The sequence below is a fragment of the Methyloversatilis universalis FAM5 genome, from assembly GCF_000214035.2.
Classification (GTDB): Bacteria; Pseudomonadota; Gammaproteobacteria; order Burkholderiales; family Rhodocyclaceae; genus Methyloversatilis; species Methyloversatilis universalis.
Genome location: NZ_AFHG01000036.1, coordinates 92,670 through 113,774, shown reverse-complemented (window position 1 = coordinate 113,774; position 21,105 = coordinate 92,670). Strand labels below are relative to the sequence as shown.

At 66.1% G+C, this 21,105-nt stretch carries 24 protein-coding genes; 13 read left to right on the top strand and 11 right to left on the bottom strand.

Features of this window, described 5'->3' with window-relative positions; genetic code table 11:
- Positions 1 to 100: 100 nt before the first annotated feature.
- From METUNV1_RS06165 to METUNV1_RS06140, 6 genes are all read left to right on the top strand, one after another.
- The gene (locus METUNV1_RS06165) at positions 101 to 1,438 is read left to right on the top strand and encodes a hemolysin family protein (protein ID WP_008059897.1); all 1,338 of its coding nucleotides are present in this window, start codon (positions 101 to 103) and stop codon (positions 1,436 to 1,438) included.
- Positions 1,439 to 1,561: 123 nt separating this feature from the next.
- Complete coding sequence (locus METUNV1_RS06160) at positions 1,562 to 2,023, top strand: NfeD family protein (protein WP_008059895.1); 462 nt, start codon at positions 1,562 to 1,564, stop codon at positions 2,021 to 2,023.
- Positions 2,020 to 2,883, top strand: a complete 864-nt coding sequence (locus METUNV1_RS06155) for an SPFH domain-containing protein (protein ID WP_008059887.1) — start codon at positions 2,020 to 2,022, stop codon at positions 2,881 to 2,883. The genes METUNV1_RS06160 and METUNV1_RS06155 overlap by 4 nt, the downstream gene beginning before the upstream one ends.
- A 172-nt stretch (positions 2,884 to 3,055) precedes the next feature.
- Positions 3,056 to 4,711, top strand: a complete 1,656-nt coding sequence (locus METUNV1_RS06150; protein ID WP_008059885.1) for an electron transfer flavoprotein-ubiquinone oxidoreductase — start codon at positions 3,056 to 3,058, stop codon at positions 4,709 to 4,711.
- A gap of 429 nt (positions 4,712 to 5,140) precedes the next feature.
- A complete protein-coding gene (locus tag METUNV1_RS06145) occupies positions 5,141 to 5,383 on the top strand; it encodes a ribbon-helix-helix domain-containing protein (RefSeq protein WP_232416245.1) in 243 nt (80 codons plus the stop codon).
- Positions 5,380 to 5,709 (top strand): type II toxin-antitoxin system RelE/ParE family toxin, encoded by a 330-nt coding sequence (locus METUNV1_RS06140; protein WP_008059883.1) that lies wholly within the window; start codon positions 5,380 to 5,382, stop codon positions 5,707 to 5,709. The genes METUNV1_RS06145 and METUNV1_RS06140 overlap by 4 nt, the downstream gene beginning before the upstream one ends.
- A 247-nt stretch (positions 5,710 to 5,956) precedes the next feature.
- Here METUNV1_RS06140 and METUNV1_RS06135 read toward each other — a convergent pair whose 3' ends face one another.
- The 7 genes from METUNV1_RS06135 to METUNV1_RS06105 form a co-directional block, all read right to left on the bottom strand.
- Positions 5,957 to 6,169: a hypothetical protein gene (locus METUNV1_RS06135; RefSeq protein ID WP_008059882.1), complete on the bottom strand. Its 213-nt coding sequence runs from the start codon at positions 6,167 to 6,169 to the stop codon at positions 5,957 to 5,959.
- A 76-nt stretch (positions 6,170 to 6,245) separates the two neighbouring features.
- Positions 6,246 to 6,731, bottom strand: a complete 486-nt coding sequence (locus METUNV1_RS06130; RefSeq protein WP_008059881.1) for a VOC family protein — start codon at positions 6,729 to 6,731, stop codon at positions 6,246 to 6,248.
- A 38-nt stretch (positions 6,732 to 6,769) separates the two neighbouring features.
- Positions 6,770 to 7,237: a YciI family protein gene (locus METUNV1_RS06125; protein ID WP_008059880.1), complete on the bottom strand. Its 468-nt coding sequence runs from the start codon at positions 7,235 to 7,237 to the stop codon at positions 6,770 to 6,772.
- A gap of 140 nt (positions 7,238 to 7,377) precedes the next feature.
- Positions 7,378 to 7,806 carry a VOC family protein gene (locus METUNV1_RS06120; RefSeq protein ID WP_008059879.1) on the bottom strand — a complete coding sequence of 143 codons (429 nt, stop codon included), beginning with the start codon at positions 7,804 to 7,806 and terminating at the stop codon, positions 7,378 to 7,380.
- Positions 7,807 to 7,949: 143 nt separating this feature from the next.
- Complete coding sequence (locus METUNV1_RS06115) at positions 7,950 to 8,558, bottom strand: hypothetical protein (RefSeq protein ID WP_008059878.1); 609 nt, start codon at positions 8,556 to 8,558, stop codon at positions 7,950 to 7,952.
- A gap of 19 nt (positions 8,559 to 8,577) precedes the next feature.
- Positions 8,578 to 8,835, bottom strand: a complete 258-nt coding sequence (locus METUNV1_RS06110; protein WP_043359206.1) for a DUF1488 family protein — start codon at positions 8,833 to 8,835, stop codon at positions 8,578 to 8,580.
- A gap of 333 nt (positions 8,836 to 9,168) precedes the next feature.
- Positions 9,169 to 10,575 (bottom strand): hypothetical protein, encoded by a 1,407-nt coding sequence (locus METUNV1_RS06105; RefSeq protein WP_139026298.1) that lies wholly within the window; start codon positions 10,573 to 10,575, stop codon positions 9,169 to 9,171.
- Here METUNV1_RS06105 and METUNV1_RS06100 point away from each other — a divergent pair.
- Positions 10,574 to 10,945 carry a hypothetical protein gene (locus METUNV1_RS06100; protein ID WP_139026297.1) on the top strand — a complete coding sequence of 124 codons (372 nt, stop codon included), beginning with the start codon at positions 10,574 to 10,576 and terminating at the stop codon, positions 10,943 to 10,945. The two genes, METUNV1_RS06105 and METUNV1_RS06100, sit on opposite strands and share 2 nt — an antisense overlap.
- Positions 10,942 to 11,913: an NAD(P)H-dependent flavin oxidoreductase gene (locus tag METUNV1_RS06095; protein WP_008059873.1), complete on the top strand. Its 972-nt coding sequence runs from the start codon at positions 10,942 to 10,944 to the stop codon at positions 11,911 to 11,913. The genes METUNV1_RS06100 and METUNV1_RS06095 overlap by 4 nt, the downstream gene beginning before the upstream one ends.
- Before the next feature lie 15 nt (positions 11,914 to 11,928).
- Here the strand turns inward: METUNV1_RS06095 and METUNV1_RS06090 are convergent, their stop codons facing one another.
- The 4 genes from METUNV1_RS06090 to METUNV1_RS06075 form a co-directional block, all read right to left on the bottom strand.
- Positions 11,929 to 12,714 carry an HvfC/BufC N-terminal domain-containing protein gene (locus tag METUNV1_RS06090; RefSeq protein ID WP_008059871.1) on the bottom strand — a complete coding sequence of 262 codons (786 nt, stop codon included), beginning with the start codon at positions 12,712 to 12,714 and terminating at the stop codon, positions 11,929 to 11,931.
- Positions 12,711 to 13,559 (bottom strand): MNIO family bufferin maturase, encoded by an 849-nt coding sequence (bufB, locus tag METUNV1_RS06085; protein ID WP_008059869.1) that lies wholly within the window; start codon positions 13,557 to 13,559, stop codon positions 12,711 to 12,713. Before bufB ends, METUNV1_RS06090 begins: the two co-directional genes overlap by 4 nt.
- A gap of 66 nt (positions 13,560 to 13,625) precedes the next feature.
- Positions 13,626 to 13,916 carry a BufA2 family periplasmic bufferin-type metallophore gene (gene bufA2, locus METUNV1_RS06080; RefSeq protein ID WP_008059867.1) on the bottom strand — a complete coding sequence of 97 codons (291 nt, stop codon included), beginning with the start codon at positions 13,914 to 13,916 and terminating at the stop codon, positions 13,626 to 13,628.
- A gap of 207 nt (positions 13,917 to 14,123) precedes the next feature.
- Positions 14,124 to 15,368, bottom strand: a complete 1,245-nt coding sequence (locus METUNV1_RS06075; RefSeq protein ID WP_043359204.1) for a tyrosine-type recombinase/integrase — start codon at positions 15,366 to 15,368, stop codon at positions 14,124 to 14,126.
- 167 nt (positions 15,369 to 15,535) lie between these two features.
- Here METUNV1_RS06075 and METUNV1_RS06070 point away from each other — a divergent pair, with 167 nt between their 5' ends.
- The 5 genes from METUNV1_RS06070 to METUNV1_RS06050 are packed head-to-tail and all read left to right on the top strand — an operon-like array spanning position 15,536 to position 21,099.
- Positions 15,536 to 18,352 (top strand): monovalent cation/H+ antiporter subunit A, encoded by a 2,817-nt coding sequence (locus tag METUNV1_RS06070; protein WP_008059862.1) that lies wholly within the window; start codon positions 15,536 to 15,538, stop codon positions 18,350 to 18,352.
- Positions 18,349 to 18,720, top strand: a complete 372-nt coding sequence (locus METUNV1_RS06065) for a Na+/H+ antiporter subunit C (RefSeq protein WP_008059860.1) — start codon at positions 18,349 to 18,351, stop codon at positions 18,718 to 18,720. The genes METUNV1_RS06070 and METUNV1_RS06065 overlap by 4 nt, the downstream gene beginning before the upstream one ends.
- Positions 18,717 to 20,327, top strand: a complete 1,611-nt coding sequence (locus METUNV1_RS06060; protein WP_008059858.1) for a monovalent cation/H+ antiporter subunit D — start codon at positions 18,717 to 18,719, stop codon at positions 20,325 to 20,327. Before METUNV1_RS06065 ends, METUNV1_RS06060 begins: the two co-directional genes overlap by 4 nt.
- Entirely contained in the window at positions 20,324 to 20,833 is a 510-nt protein-coding gene (locus tag METUNV1_RS06055) for a Na+/H+ antiporter subunit E (RefSeq protein WP_008059856.1), read from the top strand. The genes METUNV1_RS06060 and METUNV1_RS06055 overlap by 4 nt, the downstream gene beginning before the upstream one ends.
- On the top strand, positions 20,830 to 21,099 hold the full coding sequence (locus METUNV1_RS06050; RefSeq protein ID WP_008059853.1) for a K+/H+ antiporter subunit F: 270 nt from the start codon (positions 20,830 to 20,832) through the stop codon (positions 21,097 to 21,099). Before METUNV1_RS06055 ends, METUNV1_RS06050 begins: the two co-directional genes overlap by 4 nt.
- The last annotated feature ends 6 nt before the right edge of the window (positions 21,100 to 21,105 follow it).

The following is a 21,105-nucleotide window of genomic DNA, read 5'->3' as shown; positions in this document are numbered from 1 at the left end:
AGCGCATCGGGCGGGCGGCCGTCACGGGCGCGGCCGCCAGCTTTGCCATAATGGAATCCAAATCACACCCGGGCCGCGGCGCTGCCGGGCGGCCTTTCGCATGGACATCGTCCTGCTCTTCGCTCTCATTCTTCTCAACGGCCTGTTCGCCATGTCCGAAATCGCGGTGGTGTCATCGCGCAAGGTCAGGCTGATCGGCATGGCCTCGGACGGCAATCGCGGCGCCGCCGCCGCGATGAAGCTGCACGAGGACCCGACCCATTTCCTTTCGACCATACAGGTCGGCATCACCTCGATCGGCATCCTGAGCGGTGCCATGGGCGAGTCGGCGCTGGCCGATCCGCTGGCCACCTGGCTGTCCGGCATTCCGGCGATCGAGCCTTATGCGCGCACCGTGGCGCTGTCGGTCGTGGTGGTGGGCATCACCTATTTTTCGGTCGTGGTGGGCGAACTGGTGCCCAAGCGGCTGGCGCTGCTGGCGCCCGAAGGCATCGCCTCGCTGGTGTCGCGCCCGATGCTGCTGCTGGCCGCGCTGGCCCGGCCGCTGGTGCTGGTGCTGTCGGTCACCAGCAATGCGGTGCTGCGCCTGGTCGGCGCCCGCCGCACCGAAGAACCGCCGATCACCGATGAAGAGATCAACGTGCTGATGGGGCAGGGCGCCGAGGCCGGCGTGTTCCACGAGAGCGAACAGCAGATCGTGTCCAATGTGCTGCGGCTGGACGAACTGCGGGTGGGCGCCATCATGACGCCGCGCAAGGACATCTATGCCATCGACCTCGACGACGATGACGACACGCTGCGCCGGCGCATCGCCGCCAGCCCGTTCAGCCGCATCCCGGTGTGCCGCGACGGTCTGGAGCACATGCTGGGCATGCTGCAGACCGGTGCGCTGCTGCAGCATTCGCTTGATGGCACGACCATAGACCGCGCCCGGGTGGAATCGCTGCTGGCGCCGGCGCTGTACGTGCCGGACAGCGTGAGCACCGCCCAGCTGCTGGAGAACTTCCGCCGCACCGGCAAGCACGTCGCGCTGCTCGTCGACGAATACGGCGATCTGCAGGGGCTGGTTACGCTGCACGACGTGCTCACCGCCATCGTCGGCGACATTTCGCTGTCCGGTCTGCCGGAGGAGCGCGAGGTGGTGCAGCGCGAGGACGGCTCGTGGCTGATCAGCGGCAGCACCTCGATCGAACGCTTCCGGCAGGCGGTGGAGGTGGGCGAGGACCTGCCGGGCGAGGACGAGGCGAATTTCAATACCGTGGGCGGCTTCGTGCTGCACATGTTCGGCCGCATCCCGGTCGCGGCCGACCACTTCGAATGCGCCGGCCTGCGGGTCGAGGTGGTGGACATGGATGGCAACCGGGTCGACAAGCTGCTGGTGCAGCGGTTGCCGTCGGAGGCCGGCATGACCGACGCATCCGGCGGTCCGCTTCAGTAAGTCCGCGCGGCGGCCGCGTCGTCTGCCCGTCTTCTGCTAGTCTGCGCGGCGGCGTGCATCGCGTGCCGCACGTCTTCGTCATTGAATCGACGCCCTCCGGGGCCTGCTTATGGACGTTCTCTGATGGACATACTCTGGTGGCACTGGCTGGTGGCCGGTCTCGCGCTCATCGTGGCCGAACTGGCGGTACCCGGCATGGTGCTGGTGTGGTTCGGCGTCGGTGCAATCGGCACCGGGCTGCTGCTTGCGGCCGCGCCCGCGCTGTCGCTGACCGCCCAGCTCGCGGCCTGGACGGTGCTGTCCTGCGCGCTGGTCGTGCTGTGGTTCCGGGTGTTCCGTACCGACCAGCACAAGACCCATGTCGGCATGGCGGACGGCGAAACCGTCGGCGAGATCGGCCTGCTGGTGAGCGCGGTCGAGCCTTTCGGCCGCGGGCAGGTGCGCTTCCAGAAGCCGCTGCTGGGCAGCGAGGTGTGGGCCTGCATCGCCGACGAGGCGCTGCCGGCCGGTGAACGGGTGAAAGTGCTGTCGGTCGAGGGCTCGCTGCTCAAGGTCGGCCGCAACAACAGGGGAGGGGCGGCATGAGCGCAGGTCTGGTGGTGGCACTGGCAATACTGGTCTTCGCGGCGGTCACGCTGGCCAAGGGCCTGCGCATCGTGCCGCAGGGCGAGGAATGGATCGTGCAGCGGCTGGGCAAGTACCACGGCACCCTGCTGCCCGGCCTCAACGTCATCATTCCCTACCTCGACGACGTGGCCTACAAGGTGGTGACCAAGGACATCATCCTCGACGTGCAGGAGCAGGAGGTGATCACCCGCGACAACGCGGTCATCCGCACCAATGCGGTCGCCTTCATCAAGGTGACCGATCCGGTGAAGGCGGTGTACGGCGTGACCGACTTTTCGGAAGCCATCCGCAACCTCATCATGACCACGCTGCGCTCCATCGTGGGCGAGATGGATCTGGACCAGGCGCTGTCCAGCCGCGACAAGATCAAGGTGCGGCTGCGCGAAAGCATCGCCGACGAGGCGATCGACTGGGGTCTGACCGTGAAGTCGGTCGAGATCCAGGACATCAATCCGTCCGAGTCGATGCAGCGCGCGATGGAACAGCAGGCCAGCGCCGAACGCGAGCGCAAGGCCATGGTGACCCGCGCCGAGGGGCAGAAGCAGTCGATGATTCTGGAAGCCGAGGCGCGGCTGGAATCGGCCAAGCGCGACGCCGCCGCCCAGGTCACGCTGGCCGAGGCGAGCGCGGAGTCGATCCGCCGCGTCACCTCGTCGAACGCCGACCCGCAGCTGCCGATGATGTATCTGCTGGGCGAGAAGTACGTGAATGCGCTGAACCGGCTGGGCGAATCGCCCAACGCCAAGATCGTGGTGCTGCCGGCCGACCTGAAGGACGCCATCGCCGGCGTGCTGAGCCGGGTCGCCGGCAGGCAGTAAGGCACGGGCCCGCGGCCTGCTCGCTCCCCGGCGGGCGCGGCAGCGCTGCCCGGCCGCTCCAGAACCGGCAGGAATCCTGGCATGCCTCACGCGGGTCGGGCACGGAAGACGCGTATTTGCGAGAATCCGCGCCTTCCGCGGCCCGGCCGCCCCTGAATGACGAGAACACCGAATGAGTGACAGCGTGAGCGACATCGAACGCGAATCCATGGACGTCGACCTGCTGGTCGTCGGCGCCGGCCCGGCCGGTCTGGCGGCCGCCATCCGCGCGAAGCAGCAGGCGGCGCAGGCCGGCATCGAACTGTCGGTGTGCGTGATCGAGAAGGCGGCCGAAGTCGGCGCCCACATCCTGTCCGGCGCGGTGATGGACCCGCGCGCGCTGACCGAACTGCTGCCCGACTGGGCCAGCACCGGTGCGCCGCTGGACACCCCGGTCAGCGAAGACCGGGTGCTCTTCCTGTCCGAAACCGGCGCCCGCGCGGTGCCGCACGCGCTGCTGCCGCAAAGCTTCCACAACGACGGCAACTACATCGTGCGTCTGGGCCATGTCGTCAAATGGCTGGGCGAACAGGCCGAAGCGCTGGGCGTAGACGTGTTCGCCGGCTTTGCCGGTTCGCAGCTGCTGATCGAGGACGGCAAGGTGGCCGGCGTCATCACCGGCGACATGGGCCTCACCCGCGAAGGCGAGCCCGGCCCCAACTTCGCGCCCGGCATGGCGCTGCGCGCGAAGTACACGCTGTTCGCCGAAGGCTGCCGCGGCCATCTGGGCAAGGAGCTGGAACAGCGCTTCCGGCTGCGCGACGGCGTCGATCCGCAGACCTATGGCCTCGGCATCAAGGAACTGTGGGAAGTGCCGGCCGCGCAGAGCCAGCCCGGCCTGGTGGTGCATACCGCCGGCTGGCCGATGGACAACGCCACCTACGGCGGCGGCTTCATCTACCACCTGAAGGACAATCTGGTCGCCATCGGCTACGTGGTCGGCCTCAACTACAGCAACCCGCACCTGTCGCCGTTCGAGGAATTCCAGCGCTTCAAGACCCACCCGTCGGTGCGCACCCACATCGAAGGCGGCCGCCGCCTGTCGTACGGCGCCCGTGCCATCACCGCCGGCGGCCTGCAGAGCCTGCCCAGGCTGGTGTTCCCGGGCGGTGCGCTGATCGGTGACGACGCCGGCTTCCTGAACGCCGCCCGCATCAAGGGCAGCCACGCCGCGATCAAGAGCGGCATGCTGGCCGCCGACGCCGCGGTGGCCGCCATCGCCGCCGACCGCGCGCAGGACACGCTGGACGCCTACCCCGAAAGCTTCCGCACCAGCTGGCTGCGCGAAGAGCTGTATCGCACCCGCAACTTCAAGCCCTACATGAAGAAGGGGCTGTGGCTGGGCTCTTTCCTGTACGGCGCCGAACAGCTGCTGTTCAAGGGCGCTGTGCCCTGGACGCTGCGCAACCAGGCCGACCACACCTCGCTGAAGCCGGCCGCCAGCTGCGCGCCCATCGATTACCCGAAGCCGGACGGCGTGCTCACCTTCGATCGCCTGTCGTCGGTGTTCCTGTCGAACACCAACCACGAAGAAGAGCAGCCCTGTCACCTGCGGCTCAAGGACGCGGCGGTGCCCATCACCGTGAACCTCGCCGCCTACGACGCGCCGGAACAGCGCTACTGCCCCGCCGGCGTGTATGAAATCGTGCGCGAGAACGACACCCCGAGGCTGCAGATCAACGCGCAGAACTGCGTGCACTGCAAGACCTGCGACATCAAGGACCCGACCCAGAACATCACCTGGGTCACGCCGCAGGGTGGGGAAGGGCCGATCTACAACGGCATGTAGGTCAGTTTCCTGCGGGAGCGGCCTTGGCCGCGACAGAGCCTGAACCCGGCACCGCCACTCTGCTCACCGCTGCTGTCGGGGTCAGAAGACCCCTCCCACAGGGGCTGCGCACCCGACCGGCGACCTGAGCCTGGGCCGCCCTTCTGCAGGAGCGGTCCTCTGACCGCGACAGGGCCTGAACCCGGCGCCGCCACATTGCCCACCGCCGCGGTCGGGGTCAGAAGACCCCTCCCACAGAACCTCGGCGCCGGCCGCGGGTCAGGCGTGATCCCTGTGGGAGCGAGCTTGCTCGCGATGCGGCCGATGCGGGCCGCAGTCATCAATATCCGCCACGATCGCGAGCAAGCGTGCTCCCGCACACCTCTGCATCGCCCCCGCGCACACCTTGCCAATTTTTGGCAAAGCACCCACACTCGGTTCATGGGCACGATGAACATTTCCCTCCCCGACACGCTGAAAGCCTTCGTCGATGAGCAGGTCAGTCAGCGCGGCTACGGCACGAGCAGCGAGTACGTGCGGGAGCTGATCCGCAAGGATCAGGATCGCCTGCAACTGCGCAGCCTGCTGATTTCTGGCGCCGAGTCGCCTCCCGCAGCCGTGGCTGACGGCAACTACTTCGAGGGCCTGCGGGACAAAGTACGCAAGGCCGCCGGAACGACGCCCAAGGCGTGAAGAGCAAGCCTGTCGTACCGCGCGAGCTGGCCAACAAGGATGTGGACGACGCTGTCGCCCACTACCTCGACGAAGCCACCGAGGCGGTGGCGCTGGGCTTCATCGATGCGCTGGAGCAAGCCTGTGCCCACGTCGGCCGCAATCCCGCCATAGGCTCACCGCGCTACGCCCACGAACTCGATCTCCCCGGCCTGAGGGTCTGGCCGCTGACGCGCTATCCCTACCTGGTTTTCTACCTGGAGCGTCATGACCACATCGACGTATGGCGCGTGCTGCACCAGCAGCGCGACATCCCGGCCTGGATGCAGGAACCGGACAGCATCTGAACGCCTGCCGCCGCAGTCGGGGTCAGAAGCCCCCTCCCACGGAATCCCGACTCAGGCCGCGGGTCGGGCGCAATCCCTGTGGGAGCGGCCTTGGCCGCGACAGGGCTTGCGCACACTGCAAAGCTTCGATTACAGGCGGCGATCGCGAGCAAGCTCGCACCCACAGTCTCCGTCACAGCTCGGAGCGGAGACCTCTGTGGAATGGCGCCATCGCTGTTGGCCGGGCCAGAACCCAGCGCCACACCCCTCACTTCGCCGGAATGCAGGTGCCCTTCGTCATCTGCGAACTCAGCAGCCCCAGGGTTTCGGCTGCCGCGCCGGCCTTCTTCGCCTGCCCATAGTGCTCGGCCCATTCCTGTCGCATCTGCGCTTCCGCCGAAAGGCATTCCGCCAAGCTGCCGAAGACCAGATCGGTCTTGACCGGCGCGTTCATCACGATGACCACCAGCATCCACTTCATTGCAGACCTCCCGGTTCCGTTCTGACTGCGTTCCGCCTCTGAATCCACCGCCCGAGCAAAGCCCTGGGCGTGCGGTTCACCCGCGCACCGCCGCCTCGATTGCCGCGATGTCGATCTTCGTCATGCCCATCATCGCCTCGAACGCCCGCTTCGCCGCGGCCGGGTCCGGGTGGGTGATCGCGTTCATCAGCGCCACCGGCGCGATCTGCCACGACACGCCCCAGCGGTCCCGGCACCAGCTGCACGCGCTCTCCTGACCGCCGTTGCTCACGATGGCATTCCACAGCCTGTCAGTTTCCGCCTGATCCACCGTCGCCACCTGGAACGAGAACGCCTCGGTCTGCGGGAAGGCCGGCCCGCCGTTCAGCCCGAGGCAGGGGATGCCCATGACCGTGAATTCCACCGTCAGCACATCGCCTTCCTTGCCGGACGGATAGTCCGCCGGCGCGCGATGCACCCGGCCGACGAAGGAATCGGGAAAGGTGGCCGCGTAGAACCGCGCCGCGTCCTCGGCGCCGCCGTTGAACCACAGACAGACGGTGTTCTTTGCAGGGGTGACCATGGTCGTTCTCCTTCAGAGGTGCCCGAATCCGGGGCGCTTCAGCGTGCACCGCCGGGCTTCGTCGCCCTGCCGCTTCGCGACTGCCAGGTATCGGCACTCCAGGTCGGCGCCGCTTCCTCGATGAGCTGCAGAAGATCAGCGGGCAGGTCATCCGAACCGGTCAGTTGCCGGACTTCCAGAATGTCGTCCGTACGGAGGCCGCAGGGCGCGCGCAGCGCCCACTGTATGGCGTCGTCGAGCGAGGGGACTTCGATGATGTAGAAGCCACCCACCAGCTCCTTGGACTCCGCGAACGGACCGTCGACGACATAGCGTTTGCCGTCCGCAACAGCAATCCGCGCGCCTTGCGCCGCCGGATTCAGACCCTCGGACGCGATCAGCACACCCGCCGTGTGCATCTCTTCGTTGAAGCGCATGTAGGCCTTGAACAGCTCGGCATCGAACTCCGCCGATGCGTCGGATGGCGTGCTCGCTGCATCGGACTGCGCCGTGATGATGAATCGCATCGCCTGATCTCCATTCAGAGTGGGGTAGGGATGGGTACGACGAACGATGGGCTGGCGGATCGACAGGGCCGCCCCTCGGCGCCGACAGCAAGCCAGTTCAATAAGCTTGTTGCGTCCGAAGAAGGGATCGGCGCGCTCCGTTAGAACGTGATGCGGACGGAAGCGGACGATCGGGTCGCTTCGCCGTGATAGACCGCTTCGATGTTGTTGCCATCCGGATCGAGCACAAAGGCCGCGTAGTAGCCGGGGTGATAGGGCCGCTCTCCCGGCGCCCCGTTGTCCTTGCCGCCACTCGCCAGTGCGGCCGCGTAGAACGCATCCACCATCGCCCGGTCCTGTGCCTGGAACGCCAGGTGACAGCGACCGGTGACCTTGCCTTGCGCCGCAACGCTCGTTGCCGTCGACACGAACAGCTCGTCCGCCCAGAAGTAGTCATCCGCCGAGCCGCCAAGGGGAATGTTCAGGGCGCCGAGAACAGCCTCATAGAAGGTCTTGCTGGCCATGAGATCGCTGACTACGAGCTGGATGTGATCGATCAGACGGCCGCGATGCAGTTCCTGAGTTTCCATAAATGGGCTCCGGGGTTTCCGGTGAACGATGAAATTCCGAGTCTTGAACGGCGGTCGGCTTCATTGACCTGAAAGGTCGAATATCAAACCGAGCTCAGTGAACAGAGAACGTGGTCTGTCCCCTATTATTCCAAGCGACGGAGTCACTTTGGCTGCGTTATGTATCCGATAAGTGTCGCGAGTGCGAGGCATGCCATGTTTGCCCAGCGCGTTGCCCAGTCGTGAGTGACTTCGTCATCGCGCTTCCGCGTTGAGAATAGGTCGCTGCTTGGGACAAAGCTTGAAGTGAAAGACCCGACTTTCAGCATACTCACGTAGATAATGCCGACAAAGAACGAATAGAGCAAAAAACGCCAAGCTGGCTCACGGAGAAAAATTGCTAGAGTAGGTAGCAAAAAAAGGATGCTGGTAAACGGGCTCATCTTTGCGCCACCTGTTCTGAAAATTAGAACCGTGACGAAGATGATGTCGAGCACAAAGACCGCTACAAAGGCGCCTTCGCGAGGAATGCTTGGAAGCGCGACGTTGCCGAGCACCGGGCTCCATTGCGCGTACAAGTCCTCGCCCATGACAATGACTATGATCGTCAAAAGAAGCCACAGGACAAGTGTGCTGTGGGAGCCCCGGGTTGTTAAACGCCCATTGAGGCTGCGGCCAAGTATTCCGAGGGCCACATATGCGATCGTGAGTACGCAGATCTGAATGACGATGGATGCACCAGAGAGAGCCGCGGGCGTGATAGGCGTGGTCATAGATTACGATTCTGAAGGCCTAAAGGTCGCCTGTATTGACGAGTACGACTCCATTCACAATGCCTCCATTGCGAATCTTCTTTTCCGCAATCGCGAGGAGCCGCTCTGCACTAAAGTTAAATTGGTTGATCGGTTGATCTAGGGTGAACTCCGGATTGACGTCTTGGAGGGCTTCCCAGGTGAACTGACAAGCAACCGTCACGCCGTCGACGGTCGCGCGATAAGAAATTCCTCCGTCCTGCATGGGAACGGCAGGACCTGGAAATTGAACGTTCATCTGTTTCCTCCTTTGTGAAATCTGTCTTCTTATCGACCGCGCAAACCCCGGATTTCATGCGTCGCTGGCGGTGGCCTCATTGAACCTAACGTGGAAGCTAGGAGCAGCCGGAGCACGGAGGGCACAGAAGGGTTACCGACCGATTGTATTTCTCTGCATCCATGGCGAACTCCCATGAGTGAGTGGGCGCATAGCGTTCAAGGTCAGGAGCGAAATAGGGGGCAGACCACGATTATGTTGCCCCACCGGTAATTCAGATTTCTGAAGACGTGGTCCGCACCTATTGTTCAGCCTGTCCCTTGTTGTTCTTCATTTCCTTATCTCCGCACAGGATTATTCATCATGGGGCACTCCTACCTTGATTGGTTTGTTCGGGATTTTCTTCGGTTTGTCGAAATCGAGCTCGCTACCACCGACCTTGAGCTTCAGCTTTGACGCCGTACCCAATAGCGCCGACGCGAGTTCGTCTGCGGGGTGGATGACACGCTCTGGCTCCGTCTGGTTGTTCACAAAAAGCCCGGTTGTAATGCTCCCGAGCAGTTCCTTAGGAATGGCCGACTCCGTCACCTTTCGCCACTCCAGGCAACTTTCAATGACCCAGTTGGCCCTGTTGACGTCGATATAGAATTGCTGAAGGTTAAACTCCGAAATGATGTGCTGTTCAGCCCATCTGTTCTGCCACTTGATGTAGTAGAGAATCGTGCCGACAAGCCCTAGTGAGAAGAGGGTGAATCTGCCCCACAGCCAGAATAGATGAGTGCGGTCCACATCGGTAGCGGAGACGTGAGCAACGACGTCCGCGCCGAGCCCAGCCGCTTTTATCTTTTCCGGCCCCCATGCCGATATGTTCTTTATTGCTTCAAGCATGCTGGAGTACTGGTTGTCCATGGCGTTGATTTCGTATCCAGTCCAGCCCAACAGTCCGACGAATACAGCCAATAGTAAAATAATTCCCACAAGAACCGGGCGCCGCTTATCTGATGTGAACCTGGAAACGCCGAATTGACTGATCCGTTTCTTGACGTCGTCAAGCATTCGATCGCGAATCTCACGCCGGACATGGGTGTTGTCTCGATCATCAATGGCCTTCAGCTTCTCGTCGAGTGCCCGCTCTTTAGCTTCGACCTGAGCGGTAAGTGCTTGCCCATCAACTTCGAGACGCTTCTTCTTCTCAGCATACTCAGCATCGACTTGCGCTGCTTTCTCTTCAAATTTCTCTTCTAGGCCCTTCCGAAACTCGGAGCTTTGTCGAATAAGGTCTTCATTCAACCTCTCAAGTCGATCAAGCGTGCTTTGGTGGATCGCCAAGAGTTGTGCCTGCTCCTCTGAGACCCCAGATCCGATTACTCGACCGGGTTCGAATGGATGCAGTCGGCTATTTATAAAAGCGACGATGTCGAGCTTTTGTGCGGTTGTTGGAGTCCCTTGATTGTGCCAATTTAGAACAATTTCATCGAAGATCGGCGACTTTTGCTCAGACGGATACTGGCCTCCCCGAGCGTACGAAATAGTAAGCCCGCCAATCGAGCAGCCCATCGATTCGATCAAACTTGAATCGTGGTCCAGCAGAACCTTCCAATCGCCGACTGGTTCCCCGGTTAGGTTAATCTGGCCAATGTCGCTAAATGCCAACGCGTTCACATGGGCGTGGGTTGTTGCAAATTTTTTTCCAAGCTCGGTAAACGTCTCAGCGATTTTTCTGTCGGCGACGCGAGGAATCTTAATGCGCTGAACGCTCATGGACGGCCTCAATGAAAATGGAATGGTGAAGCATAAAATGATGTGTGCGAGGGTTTCATCGTGTACGAAGGGCTCTGTTTCGATAAATGGAGAAACCGGACACTGGTCTCCCTCATATATTCAAAACATCGCATTCGATTTTCTGCTTAAGAAAGAAACCGTGAAACTGGACATATGGTTCTCGCTTCCCGATCCTGCCTTCTCTTTTGGCAGCGAGCACTTTTTACTTCATGCGTGCACGCGACTATACCGCGTGCATCTCCGTCAGACCCATCGGCCGTTTTCCCGAGCACACCGTTTGAAACGCCCCGTCTCCACCCCACTGGCGCATCATCACCCCCTGTTCCCCGTCACCGGACGCAAGGCATGAAAACGCGCATCACCGAACTTCTGGGCATCCGCTACCCCATTGTGCAGGGCGGGATGATGTGGGTGGGGCGGGCGGAGCTGGCTTCTGCGGTGTCGAATGCCGGCGGGCTGGGCATTCTTACCGCGCTGACGCAGCCGACGCCTGAGGCGCTGACGGCGGAGATTGCGCGCTGTCGTGACATGACGGATCAGCCTTTCGGCGTGAATCTGACGATACTGCCGGCGATCAAGCCGCCGCCTTACGAGGCCTATCTCGACGCGATGCTGGATGCGGGCATCCGCATCATCGAAACCGCGGGCAACAATCCGGAGGCGTTCATCGCCAAGGCGAAGGTGCGCGGGGCGACGATCATCCACAAGTGCGTTGCGGTGCGGCATGCGCTGTCGGCGCAGAAAAAGGGCGTGGATATCGTGAGCATCGACGGCTTCGAGTGTGCCGGGCACCCGGGTGAGGACGACGTGCCGGGCCTGGTGCTGATTCCGATCGCGGCGCGGGCGCTGGACATTCCGGTGATCGCGTCCGGCGGCATCGGCGACGGCCGCGGCATGGCAGCGGCGCTGGCGCTGGGCGCCGAGGGCGTGAACATGGGCACGCGCTTCTGCGTGACGAAGGAGGCGCCTATCCACGACAGCATCAAGCAGGCGCTGGTGAAGGCGAGCGAGCGCGACACGCGGCTCATCCTGCGCAGCCTGCACAACACGGCGCGCGTGTTCCGCAACGCGGTGTCGGACGCGGTGGTCGAGGCGGAAAGCCGCGGCTGCACCTTTGAGGACATCCGCCCGCTGGTGAGCGGGGCGCGCGGTGCGGCGGCGCTGGCCGAGGGCGATATCGATGGCGGTGTGGTGACCGCCGGTCAGGTGATCGGGCTGATCGACGACATTCCGGGCTGCGCGGAGCTGATCGAACGCATGGTGGCGGACTGCCGCGCGGCGCTGAAAGCCGCTGCTGAAAAGGCGGCCGGCGACTGAGGCCGGCGGGCCCGCTCAGCCCGGGTCGGCAGGCGGCGCCGGGCAGTCGGCTTCGCGGATGAGCCCGTCGGCCAGCCAGCGCGCCAGCCAGCCGCCGATCAGCGTCTGCGCGTCCGGCGCATCCACGCAGGCGCAGGCGGCGGCGAAGGGCGTGCCGGCCTGCATCGCACGCAGCATGACGGCTTCCGGCGCGTCGACCGAGCGGAAATGCGGCTGTTCGCCCTTGCGCCACGCCAGCACGGTGAGCGGCTGCGCCAGCGTCACGAGAGCGGGCGGCGGGTCGCCGCGGTCCATCGCGTGCCACAGATCCAGCGTGTTGCGGCTGAACTGCAGCCACTGCGCGCCCGGCTGCAGCGCGAACACGATGCGGCCCCAGTCTTCGGCGCTGTAGGCCGCCAGCGCGGCGGCATCGAGCGCTGCGCCGTCGGCGCTGTCGAAGGCGTCGCGCAACGCCCAGTCGAGCGCGGCCAGTTCGGCCACTTCCGGGTCTTCCGGCCATGCGCTCTGCAGCCACGCGGGGAAGCGGTCGCCGAAAGGCCGCAGGCTGAACTGCGTGGGCGGTTGGGCCGCGATGTAGCGCCGGCCGGCCGACTCGAAGGCCTCGTCGCCCAGCCAGGCCCAGGTCTTGTCGAAACTGTCTTTCAGCGTGTCGAGCAGACGCACCCGGTAGGCGTTGTGATAGATGTGCGCCCGCGCGGCCGGCGCCAGCCCGTCGCTCGCGGCCAGCGTGTCGATGAAGGCGTTCGGCGCGTCATGCAGGTAATGCATGAACTGCCGCTGCAGTTCGGCCAGCGCGCTCATGCGGCCACCTGTTCGGCGGTGACGGCCTGCGCGGCGATGCGGCGGGCGCGGGCGAGTTCTGTGAGCAGGTCGGGCAGATCCGGGATGTTGTCGTCGCGCTCTATCATCGTGGCGACGTCGCCGAACAGGCGGCAGGCGTGCTCATACAGCGCCCACACTGCTTCGCACACCGGCTGGTCATGGGTGTCGACCAGATGGTCGTCGTGGGTCGAGTGGCCGGCGAGATGGATCTGCTGCACCCGCGCGGCAGGAATGCCGGCCAGATAGTCGAGCGGGTCGAAGCCGTGATTGACGCTGCTGACATAGACGTTGTTCACGTCGAGCAGCAGCAGGCAGTCCGCCTCTTCGGCCACGGTGCGGATGAAGTCCCACTCGGTCATGTCGGACACCGCGTAGCCGAGGTAGCTGGATACGTTTTCCAGCACCAGCCGGCGGCCGAGTTCGTGCTGCACCTGACCGATGCGGCTCACCAGCAGGCGCACCGCCTCTGCGGTATAGGGCAGCGGCAGCAGGTCATGAGAAGTGTGGCCGCCGACGCCGGTCCAGCAGAAGTGGTCGGAAATCCACAGCGGATCGACCCGGTCTGCCAGCGCTTTCAGCTTCTTCAGGTAGTTGCGGTCGAGCGCGTCGGTCGAGCCGATGGACAGCGCCACGCCGTGCAGGGCCATCGGGTAGTCGGCGCGCAGGCGGTCCAGCATGGCCATCGGCTTGCCGCCGTCGACCATGAAGTTTTCGGAAATGATTTCCAGCCACTCGAGCGGCGCGCGCGTTTCGAGCAGCGCTGCGTAGTGGGCCGGACGCAGGCCCAGGCCGAAGCCGGGCGAGGGGGCGGTGAGTGTTGTCATCGGCGGTGCGCGGCCCGGTGCGAAGAGGTCTGGACAGAAGCCCCGGGCCGCGTGTCGGCGCGAAGCTTACTTGGCCGACAGGTCGCCGATGGTGCCGCCTTGTTCCAGGCACTGCTTGGCCGAGGTGGCCTTGAAGCCGTGACCCTTGCAGGCGTTCTGGCCCTTGCAGCTGTGTTCGGTGGTGGCGCAGTCGCTGTTGCCCTTGCAGGCGTGCAGGCCGTAGCAATGCACCTTGTCGCCGGCGCCCACTGCGGCGCCCTTGCTGCCGGCCGGCATGTCGGCAGCGAAAACGGTTCCGGACAGGGCGAGCAGGGCAGCAGCAGCGGCGATCGAAGCGCCGAAAGTGTTCGTGGACATCGAAATTCTCCTCGGGAGGTGCGGCCGGGCGGGATGCACGGCAACGCGGCGGGTGCGCCGCCGGTGTCCGGATCACCGGCGGCGACAGTCCTGCCCACAAGACCTGCCCGATGCGGAAAACCTTACCGGGATCTTTCGCGTGCCCTCAAATTTTCCGGCCGGCCCTGCTCCGGGCCGTGATGAGCAGGGGCAGGGCGGCGGGCCGGGTCACTTCGATCCGGGTGTCGACGCGTCCGGCCCGTCGGGCACCACCCACGGCAGCTGCTGCTTCTGAGCCTCGTCGTGCCAGCGCTCTTCCTCTTCGTGGATGTAGCGCTGGGTGGTGCGCGCGTCGGTGTGGCGCGCGTCCTTCTGCACGTAGCGCTCGCTCATGCCGGCGTCGAGCTTGGCGGTGATGCCGGTGTGGCGGCCCCAGTGGGCGGAGGCGGCGCGCAGCTTGTCCTTCTTGTATTCCGATTCTTCCGGCAGCAGTTCGGCCGCGGCGTAGAAGATCTTTTTCAGGATCTGGTTCAGCCGGCGCGAGGTGATCGGGCTGCGGTCCTTCAGCGACACCAGCAGCGGCGTGAGGTCGGTGCGCTTCGGCATGGCCGGCAGGCCCAGATGCTTGCGGTAGCGCACCAGCGCATGAACCATGTCGTCGGCCACCGGCACCTTGGCCTGCTTGCCGCCCTTGCCGACCACATGCCACCACCAGCGCCCGCGCTCTTCGCGGAAGCTGTTCATGCGGTGCGATTCCAGCTCGCCGGCGCGCGGCGCCAGCATGTAGAGCAGGGCGGCGATGAAGCGGGCGCGCTCGTACTCGTCGCGCTCGCCGTCGGTGTCGCGCGGCATGGCCTCGATGGCGCGGGTGACCGCCTGCCACATTTCGGCGTCGAGAAAGCGCTCGATCTTCTGCATCTCTTCGGTCTGCGCGATCACGTGCGCCGGGCCCGCGTTCTGCGCGGCCAGCTTGCGGCGGCGCTGGCGGATCAGGCCGAGCGGGTTGCCCGCCAGATAGCCGGCGTCGACCAGATAGGCCATCAGCGAATTGATGGCGGCGATCGCGGTGAGCACCGCCGATTCCGACAGCGGGCCGACGAAGGGCCGCCACTCGGCGCGCACCCGCTGCACCTTGGGGCCACACCACAGCTTCGCCGGCTGCGGGTCGACCAGGAAGTTGAGATAGCCCTCGAAGTCCTGCCGGTTCAGGCTGGACAGCGGCTTGCCGCACTCGACCAGCGACCACAGCAGCAGCCGTTCGCACTCGCGCTGGTAGATGCGGTGGGTGCCGGGCGAGCGGTCGTATTCGGTCAGGAAGCAGCGGATGGCGTCCATGTCGGTGTCGGCGCCGATCTGCAGCCGCGCGCGGTCAGCGCGGTTCACGCCGTCATGGCCGTCGAGTGCGACCGGCACCGAAATTTCGTCCATCGGACGGATGGGCACCGGTGCGCCGCCAGGAAATTCATCGCTCATGGGGCGTGATGTTACCGCCCGCTCCGCTCGTGCGGCAGAGCGGTGCCGGGAACCTGCCGCCGCACCGGCGGTCAGGTCGGAAATCCGAAATGGCGGCCGGCCGGGCGCGCACGCGAAAACAGGTATCCTTCGCCGCTCCCGCGCACGACCGCCCCCGCATCGTCTGCATGAATCTTCTCGCCACCGTCGTACTGCTCCCGCTGCTGGCCGGAACGTCCGCCTGTGCCCTGATCGGGCGCGGCAATACGCCGGCGCGCCGCCTGCTCACCGCGCTGGCGGCCGGCGGCGTGACGCTGGCCGCACTCGCGCTGCTGCTGCGCATGGCGCCGGCGGTATTCGCGGGCGAGGTGCCGGCAGCCGGTTTCGAATGGCTGCCGCAGCTGGGCCTGAACATCGGCTGGCGGCTCGACGGCCTGGCGCTGATGTTCGGCCTGCTCATCACCGGCATCGGCGCGCTCATCGTGCTGTACGCCCATCACTATCTGGGCAGCGAAGACCCGGCGGGCAAGTTCTACGCGCTGCTCATGCTGTTCATGGCCGCCATGCTGGGCGTGGTGCTGTCGGACAACCTGCTCATGCTGGTGGTGTTCTGGGAGCTCACCAGCGTGTCCTCCTTCCTCCTGGTCGGCTACTGGGGTCACCGGGCTGACGCGCGCGCCGGCGCGCGGATGGCGCTGGCGGTGACCGGCGGCGGCGGGCTGGTCATGCTGGCTGGCTTCGTGCTGCTGGGCCAGATCGCCGGCAGCTATGAACTGACCGAAATCCTGCAGCACCGCGAACGCATCGTCGCCGACCCGCTTTACCCGCTGGTGCTGGCGCTGGTGCTGACTGGCTGCTTCACCAAGAGCGCGCAGCTGCCCTTCCATTTCTGGCTGCCGGAGGCGATGGCCGCGCCGACGCCGGTGTCCGCCTACCTGCACTCGGCCACCATGGTGAAGGCCGGCATTTTCCTGATGCTGCGGCTGTATCCGGTGCTGGGCGGCACCGCGCTGTTCGAACAGGTGGTGACCGGCTTCGGTCTGGCCACCGTCACCTTCGCCGCCTGGGTTGCCATCTTCCGTCACGACCTGAAGGGGCTGCTCGCCTATTCGACCGTGAGCCACCTCGGTTTCATCACCGTCCTCATCGGCCTCGATGCGCCGATGGCCAAGGTGGCCGCGGTGTTTCACATCCTGAACCACGCCACCTTCAAGGCGGCGCTGTTCATGAGCGCGGGCATCGTCGATCACGCCTGTCACAGCCGGGACCTGCGCCGGCTCGGCGGCCTGTACGGCTGGATGCCCTGGACCGCCACTTTCGCGCTGACCGCGGCCGCGGCCATGGGCGGCCTGCCGCCGCTGAACGGCTTCCTGTCCAAGGAAATGTATTTCGCCGAAGCACTGGCCGGCGCCGACCGCCTGAGCTGGATCGTGCCGGCGGTCGCGCTGCTGGCGGCGGTGTCGTCCATGGCCTATTCGCTGCGTTTCGCGCACGACACCTTCTTCAACGGCCCGACGCGCGATCTGCCGGCGGACGCCCATCCGCACGACCCGCCGGCCGGCATGCTGGCGCCGGTCGCGCTGCTGGCGCTGCTGTGCGTGGCGGTCGGCCTGTTCCCGGAAAGCACTTACGGGCCGCTGGTGCGGCTGGCGGCCGATGCCGCGCTGGGCGGCCCGCCGCCGGAATTCCATCTGGCACTGTGGCATGGCGTGAATGGGCCGCTGGCGATGAGCGCGGTGGCGGTGCTGGCCGGCTTCGCGCTGTATGCCGGACTGATGAAGGGCCGCGCATTGCACGGTTACCTGCCGCGCGCATGGTCCGGCAAGTTGGCGTTCGGCTGCGCGATCGACCGGCTGTTCGCATTCGCCGGCCGCGTCACCGCCGCCACCGAGAACGGTTCGCTGCAGCGTTCGCTGCTCATCATGGTGGCGTTCGCGGTGCTGCTGGCCGCGGCGCCGTTCTGGCAGGCGGACGCGCTGCCGGCGGCAGGAGATCGCACGCTGATGCCGGCCACGCCGCTGGCGCTGGCGCTGTGGGCGCTGCTGCTCATCACCGCCACCGTGATCGCGGCCACCCATCATCAGCGCTTCCGCGCGCTGGTGCTGGTGGGCATCGTCGGCCTCATCACCGCGCTGACCTTCGTCGGCCTGTCGGCGCCGGATCTGGCGCTCACCCAGCTGTCGGTCGAGGTGGTGTCCACCGTGCTCATGCTGATGGGGCTGGCACTGCTGCCGCAGCACACGCCGCGTGAATCGAGCGCGCTGCGGCGCGGCCGCGACGCGCTGCTGGCGCTGGTGGCCGGCGGCGGCGTGGCCGGGCTGACCTGGCTCATGCTGACCCGCAATCACGACTCGATCTCGTGGTTCTTCCTGGAGCGCTCGCTGACCGAAGGCGGCGGCAACAATGTGGTGAATGTGATCCTGGTCGACTTCCGCGGCTATGACACCTTCGGCGAAATCACGGTGCTGGGCATCGCCGGACTGGGCGCGCTGGCGCTGCTCGACGGCTTCCGCACGCGCCGGCCGGCCGCCGACGCCGACGGCCGTGCCTGGGCCTTCGAACAGCAGCCGCTGCTGCTGCGGGTGGCGGCGCGCGTGGTGCTGCCGCTGGCGCTGCTCGCCTCCGCCTACATCTACTGGCGCGGCCACAACATGCCGGGCGGCGGCTTCATCGCCGGCCTGATGACTTCGGTCGCGCTGGTGATGCAGTACATGGCGCTCGGTCAGGCGCGTGCCGAAAGCCTGCTGCACGGCGCGGCCGGCCGCCGCTTCACCCGCTGGATCGGTACCGGTCTGGGCATTGCCGGGCTGACCGGCATCGGCGCCTTCTGGTTCGGCCGCCCCTTCCTGACCAGCGCACATGGCCACCCGGCGCTGCCAGTGATCGGCGAACTGCCGCTGGCCAGCGCGGCGGCCTTCGATCTGGGTGTGTACATCACGGTGGTCGGCGCCACGCTGCTCACACTGTCGGTGCTGGGCGCGGCCAGCAAGGAAGATCACGCATGAGTCTGCTCGCCAACGTCAGCATGGAATTCCTGGTGGCGACCGGCATCGGCTGGGTGACCGCCTGCGGCGTGTACCTGATGCTGCGCGGGCGCAGCTTTCCGGTGGTGCTGGGGCTTACGCTGCTGGGCTATGCGGTAAACATTTTCATCTTCGTGATGGGTCGGCTGTGGAGCGGCGCGCCGCCGATACTCGGGCAGGGCGCGGTGCAGGCTGACCCGCTGCCGCAGGCGCTGGTGCTCACCGCCATCGTGATCGGCTTCGCGACCACCGGTTTCGTGATCGAACTGGCGCTGCGCAGCCGGGCCGAAGCCGGCACCGATCACGTGGACGGGCGCGAGCCCGGCGAACGGCCGGAGCGCGACGCATGAACGCCACCTTTGCCGACGTCATGATGCAGATGTTCCGCCAGCACCTCGCGGTGCTGCCGGTGCTGCTGCCCAGTCTGACCGCGGTCTTCATGCTGCTGATCGGCGACCGCGCCGATGCGCTGCCGCGGCTGCGCCGCATCGCGCTGGTGTCGGTCGCGCTGGGCCTCATGTTCGCGCTCAAGCTGGCGCTTGAGGCGGACAGCGGCGCACTGCGGGTGTACCGCGTCGGCGACTGGCCGGCGCCTTTCGGCATCGTGCTGGTGGTGGACCGGCTGTCGGCGATGATGCTGGTGCTCACCCAGGCGGTGGCGCTGCCGGTGCTGTGGTACGCCGCTGGCGGCTGGGACACCCGCGGCCGGCATTTCCACGCGCTGTTCCAGTTCCAGCTGATGGGCCTGAACGGCGCTTTCGTCACCGGCGACCTGTTCAACCTGTTCGTGTTCTTCGAGGTGCTGCTGATCGCTTCCTACGTGCTGCTGATACACGGGCAGGGCCGGGAGCGCTTCCGGGTCGGCCTGCAGTACGTGGCGATCAATCTGGCGGCGTCGGCGCTGTTCCTGATCGGCGTGTCGCTGATCTACGCCAACGCCGGCACGCTGAACATGGCGGACCTCGCGCAGCGGGTGCCGCTGGTCGAGGGTGACGCCGCGGTGGTGCTGAAGGCGGCGGCGCTGCTGCTGCTCGTGGTGTTCGGCGTGAAGGCGGCGCTGCTGCCGCTGCACCTGTGGCTGCCCGCCACCTATGCCGCGGCCAGCGCGCCGGTGGCGGCGCTGTTCGCCATCATGACCAAGGTGGGCGTGTACAGCATCGTGCGGGTGCATGCGGTCATTTTCGGCGCGGACGCGGGGGGCTCGGCGCTGGTGGCCGGCCCCTGGCTGCTGCCGCTCGGGCTGGCGACCGGTCTGCTCGCGGTGTGCGGCGTGCTGTCGGCGCGCAGCCTGCCGCGGCTGGTGGCCTGGCTGACGGTGGCGTCGGTCGGCACCGTGCTGGCCGGGGTCGGGCTGTTCAGCCCGGCCGGCCTGTCGGCCGCGCTCTATTACATGGTGCACAGCACGCTGGTGGTGGCCGCGCTGTTCCTGCTGGCCGAACTGCTGGCCGCGCAGCGCGGCGACGCGGCCGACCGCATCGAACCCGGGCCGCCGCTGGCGCAGCCGGCGCTGCTGGGCCTGCTCATGCTGCTGGCCGCCGCGTCGGCCGCCGGTCTGCCGCCGCTGCCCGGCTTCATCGGCAAGCTCATGGTGCTGCAGGCCTCCAGCGGCATCGCGTCGCAGCCCTGGGTGTGGGCGGTGGTGCTGACCGTGGGCTTCCTGACCCTGCTCGGGCTGGCGCGCGCAGGCAGCGTGCTGTTCTGGAGCGAACGCCCTGAACTGGCCGGCAGCGGTACGCCGGCCGGCGCCAGTCCGCGCATGCTGGCGGCACCGGTCGCGCTGCTCGGCGCCGGCGTGCTGATGAGCGTGCTGGCCGGCCCGCTGACCCGCTACACCGACGCCGCCGCCGCCCAGCTGGCGGACCGCCGCAGTTACGTGCAGGCGGTGCTCGGGGTCGAAGGCGTCATCACCACACGGCCGTATGGATTTCCGGCACCGGACGGGGAGGGCAGGCCATGAGCGAACAGCGCAGCCCCGCCGCCCGCCGCTGGCTGGCGCACCCGGTCATGTCCGCGCTGCTGGCGGCCGGCTGGCTCATGCTGCAGCAGTCGCTCGACGCCGGAAACCTGATCGCGGCAGCGCTGCTGGCGCTGGTCATTCCGCGCATGGTGGGCGGCTTCATCGGCGACGGCTTCCGGCTGCGCGCGGCCGGCCCGGCGCTCAGACTCACCGCCATCGTGCTGTGGGACATCGTGCAGTCCAACATCACGGTGGCGAAGCTGGTGCTGAACCCGGCCCGCACGCCGCAGCCGGCCTGGGTGCCGGTGCCGCTGGACATCACCCACCCGAACGGCATTGCGCTGTTCGCGTCCATCATCACGATGACGCCGGGCACCGTGTCCTGCATCGTCGACGAAACGCGTCGTGAAATCCTGGTGCATGCGCTGGACTGCAGCGACCCGGAGGCCGCGGCGCGCGACATGAAGGCGCGTTACGAGGCGCCGCTGAGGGAGATTTTCGGATGACCGATCTCGCGCTCGACATCACCTTCGGCGCACTGGTGCTGGCCATGCTGGCCTGCGGCTGGCGGGTGCTGCGCGGCCCGGAAATCGCCGACCGCATCCTGGCGCTCGATACGCTTTACGTGAACGTGGTGGCGCTGGTCATCGTGCTGGGCATGCGCCAGCGCAGCGAACTGCTGTTCGAGGCGGCGCTCATCGTCGCCATGCTGGGCTTCGTCGCGACCGTGGCGCTGGCGCGCTACCTGACGCGTGGCGACGTGATCGAGTGAGGGGCC